Raw genomic sequence first — 3,710 nt, 5'->3', positions numbered from 1 at the left:
CGCCTTGCGGCGGATCTGGTCGAGGATGGAGCGCCGCTCTGGGGCACTGCGGGCCCGAGGGTGCGGTGGTCGGCAGGATCGAGCGCGGCGCGCGGTGCCAGCCGGCATTGATGGTCAGCGCCAGCGAGGTGATGAAGAACATCACCGCGAGGATGGCGGTCGCCCGCGTGAGCACGTTGGCCGAGCCGCGCGCGGTGAAGAAGCCGCCGCCTCCGCCGCCGCCGCCCCCCGCCGCCGATGCCCAGTCCACCGCCCTCGGAGCGCTGGATCAGCACCACGCCGATAAGCGCGAGCACCACCATCAGGTGAATCACAATCAGAACGGTCTGCATGGAATCCATCATGTTCGCGCCCGGCACGCCGGGTGCGTCGTCGGGGGCGTGTTACACGATCCGCCGCGGGATGGAAGGGTATCGCCGCCCGGAGCGCCGACCGGCGCCGGCGCATCACGTCTCATTGAAGCTCGACTGGATCGACGGAGGGCAGGAGGCGCGTCTGCAGATGGGGCGCGAAGGCGGGGAATTCCTGTTGGGCGAAAGCCCGCGCGGCTGCGCTTTGGTCGATCACCGTCACCGATTGCGGCGGCGGCTTGCGCTGGCGGAATGATTCCACCACCGTGCCGAGATAGACCACCTCGCCGGCTTCCACCCGCACACCGCGTTCGGGAGCCACCTTGGCAGCGCCGAGCGGGAAGGTGATCCGATGCGCCATGGTGCCGTCGGAACGCAGCATGACGCTGATGGTCGCCGGCGCGTTGGCAGCCAGATATCGCCCGGGCGGCACGACGGCCACCCCCCATCCCAGCTGGTCGATGGCGCCCCGGCTGCGCAGCAGCACCTGGCGGATGCGGTCGGTGTTCACCTCGCGCAGCGTGAAATTATAAGGATAGGGTATCTCGTCGCCATCGGCAGACTTGCCGTAGGCGCGCACGATGACTACCGCGCCCTTCTCGGTTTTCAACCGCTCAAGCGGGACGCCCTTCAGCAGGCCGGGAAGCACTTCTGCCCAGAATTCGGGAGGAAGTGTCTCTATAGTCTTCACACGGGCGTCGCGGACGCGTTTGATGACTTCGGGCGAATCGGAATCCAGTCGGGTGGCGGCTGGCGGGTGGCCGCCCGGCTCCTGTGCCCTACCGCTGCCGGTCGTCGCGCCCGCCAGCACGAGGCTCAGCGCGATGGCTGCCAGCCCACTTCTTTTGCGTCGCGTAGATGCGCCGTCCAACATCCAGCCCACTCCCGCATCGAGTCCGGCCGCGGCACGGACGACTGTGGCCATTTACATGCGATTGCATGACATCGCGGCGAAGCCCGTCTACTCCACCGCCAGCAGCAGCGCCGAGGCGAGCGCGACCACCCAGACCGCGCCGCTCACTTCTCGCCCGCGCCCGGCGATCAGCTTCACCGCTGCATAGGCGATGAAGCCGAGGCCGATGCCCGTGGCGATGGAGAAGGTGAAGACGATGCCGAGCGCCGTCAATGCCGCCGGCAGCGCCTCCGCCGGATCGTCCCACGGCAGGTCCTTGAGCGGCGCCAGCATGGCGAGGGCGACGAACACCAGCGCCGGAGCGGTGGCGAACGCCGGCACGCCAGCGCCAGCGGTGCGATGAACAGGCAGGCGAGGAACAGGCCCGCCGTCGCCACGCTGGCAAGGCCCGTGCGCCCGCCGGCGGCGATGCCGGAGGCGCTCTCGATATAGGAGACCGTGTTCGAGGTGCCGAGCGCCGCGCCCACCATGGCGCCGCCCGAATCGGCCAGCATCACCCGGCCGAGCCGCGGCACCGTGCCGTCCGCCCGCATCAGCCCGGCGCGGCCGAGGGTGGCGATCAGCGTGCCCATATTGTCGAGCAGCCCCACCAAGAAGAAAGCGAACACCACGCCGGTCATGGAGAGCTTCAGCGCGCCGGCGAGGTCCATCTGGAGGAACGTCGGCGCCAGGGAAGGCGGGGGCGAGACCACGCCCGAAAAGCTGGTCAGCCCGAGCGGCACGCCGGCGAGCGCCGCCGCCGCCACCGCGATGAGGATCGCGCCGGGCACCCTGCGCGCCGCGAGACCGGCCATCAGCACGAAGCCGGCGCAGGCGATCAGCACCTTGGGGTCGCGGACATCGCCGAGCCCGATCATGGTGGCGGGCTTCGCCACCACAAGGCCCATGCCCTGGAGGCCGAGCAGCCCCAGGAACAGGCCGATGCCGGCGCCGATGCCGAGCTTGAGCGAGAGCGGGATGGAATTCACCAGCCATTCGCGCACCTTGAGCACGCTCACCAGCAGGAAGGCGACGCCGGAGAGGAACACCGCCCCCAGTGCCGTCTGCCAGGGCACGCCCATGCCCAGCACCACAGTGTAGGTGAAATAGGCGTTGATCCCCATGCCCGGGGCGAGGGCGATGGGATAGTTGGCGATCAACCCCATGGCGAGCGAGCCGAGGGCTGCCGCGAGGCAGGTGGCGGTGAAGGCGGCGCCCCGGTCGATGCCCGCCGCGGCGAGAATCTGCGGGTTCACCACCAGGATGTAGCTCATGGTGAGGAAGGTGGTGAGCCCGGCGGCGAGCTCGACCGGGACCGAGGTGCCGTTCTCTCGCAGCCCGAACAGGCGCTCCAGTGTCGTCCGCATGCTCGCCCCCGTGCCGCGCCGGCCGCTCCGCGACGCCCGGCTCGGAGCCGCCGGAGGATACGGGACAACTGACGCCGCGAATATTCCCCCGCTCCGCGAAACGAGAATGTCCGCGGCGGCGTTGCAGCCGAAAATTCACGCCCCGGCGGGCGCGAGCGGCTGCGCTCGGGGGGCGCATGCGGCTGGGCGCATCGGATCGTTCCAATCTGGGCGGCGGTCGCGCCGCTCCATTGACGCCGGACCGACGCCAGAGGATTTTACCAGCCATCGTTGCACACGCCCTCAATTCCTTGGCGTGATGCGGGGAGGAGTCCAAAGATGCGCACTCTTGCAAGCATGCTCCTGGCGGTGCCGATCCTGGCCGCCGCCACCGTCGGGGCCGGCGCCTTCCCGGCGCTGCCCGTTCCGGCCGATGCCGGTGCAACACTGGTCGCCCAGGGCTGCGGCTGGGGCGGCTGGCGCGGGCCGTGGGGGCGGCTGCCGCTACGGCTATTACGCCGGCCGGTGGTGGTCGTGCCTGGACCTGTAGTGGTCAACCCGCAGGGCTGCCCGCCCGGATACTGGCGTGGGCCCTGGGGCCATTGCCGCGACACGCCCTATCACGGGCCGCTGCCCGGCGGCGGCTACCGCTACTGACGCGCGGCTGCGGCCTGAGGGCCGCGCCCCCGGTTCAACCCCAGCGATATGAGATACCCATGATCCGCCTTTCCTCGCGCCTTGCGGCGCTCGGCCTCACCGGCCTCATCGCCGTCACGGCCGCAAGTTACGTCGGTCCGGCTTCGGCCCAGAACGCCCCGGCTGCCGCCGCGCAGCCCGCCGACCCGGCGCTGGCGTCCCCGCCCTTCACGGAGGACGACGCCCGCGCCATCCGCAATGCCCGCATCGCCGCGCTGAAGACGGTGGTCGAGCTGACCCCCGAGCAGGAAAAGCTCTGGGGCGCCGCTGGAGAAGGCGATCCGCGACATCGCCCGCAACTCCGCCCAGCGGCGCGAGAAGCGCTTCAGCGCGCCGCCGCCGGCGGATTCCTGGCCGCGCTGAGGAGGTAGGCGCGACCGCGAGCGCCCGCGCGGCGGACCTCAAGACCTTCATTGCTGCGGCGAA

General features: G+C 70.5%; 3 protein-coding genes and 2 pseudogenes. 2 read left to right on the top strand and 3 right to left on the bottom strand.

Features of this window, described 5'->3' with window-relative positions; translation table 11 throughout:
• The 3 genes and pseudogenes from secG to AC2W7M_RS21820 form a co-directional block, all read right to left on the bottom strand.
• Positions 1-332, bottom strand: a pseudogene (gene secG, locus AC2W7M_RS21830) (preprotein translocase subunit SecG); the annotation flags it as partial.
• A gap of 121 nt (positions 333-453) precedes the next feature.
• Positions 454-1,224 carry a hypothetical protein gene (locus tag AC2W7M_RS21825; RefSeq protein ID WP_486134874.1) on the bottom strand — a complete coding sequence of 257 codons (771 nt, stop codon included), beginning with the start codon at positions 1,222-1,224 and terminating at the stop codon, positions 454-456.
• An 87-nt stretch (positions 1,225-1,311) separates the two neighbouring features.
• A pseudogene (locus tag AC2W7M_RS21820) lies at positions 1,312-2,609 on the bottom strand (NCS2 family permease).
• Between the two features lie 318 nt (positions 2,610-2,927).
• On the opposite strand from AC2W7M_RS21820, the gene AC2W7M_RS21815 reads away from it, so the two are divergent.
• Both AC2W7M_RS21815 and AC2W7M_RS21810 read left to right on the top strand, forming a co-directional pair.
• Entirely contained in the window at positions 2,928-3,245 is a 318-nt protein-coding gene (locus AC2W7M_RS21815) for a GCG_CRPN prefix-to-repeats domain-containing protein (protein WP_486134873.1), read from the top strand.
• A gap of 59 nt (positions 3,246-3,304) precedes the next feature.
• The gene (locus tag AC2W7M_RS21810; RefSeq protein WP_486134871.1) at positions 3,305-3,655 is read left to right on the top strand and encodes a hypothetical protein; all 351 of its coding nucleotides are present in this window, start codon (positions 3,305-3,307) and stop codon (positions 3,653-3,655) included.
• Positions 3,656-3,710 lie beyond the last annotated feature (55 nt).

Source organism: Xanthobacter sp. BG11Y11_SDJG, from assembly GCF_057364445.1.
This window is presented reverse-complemented; position numbering and strand designations above follow the sequence as displayed.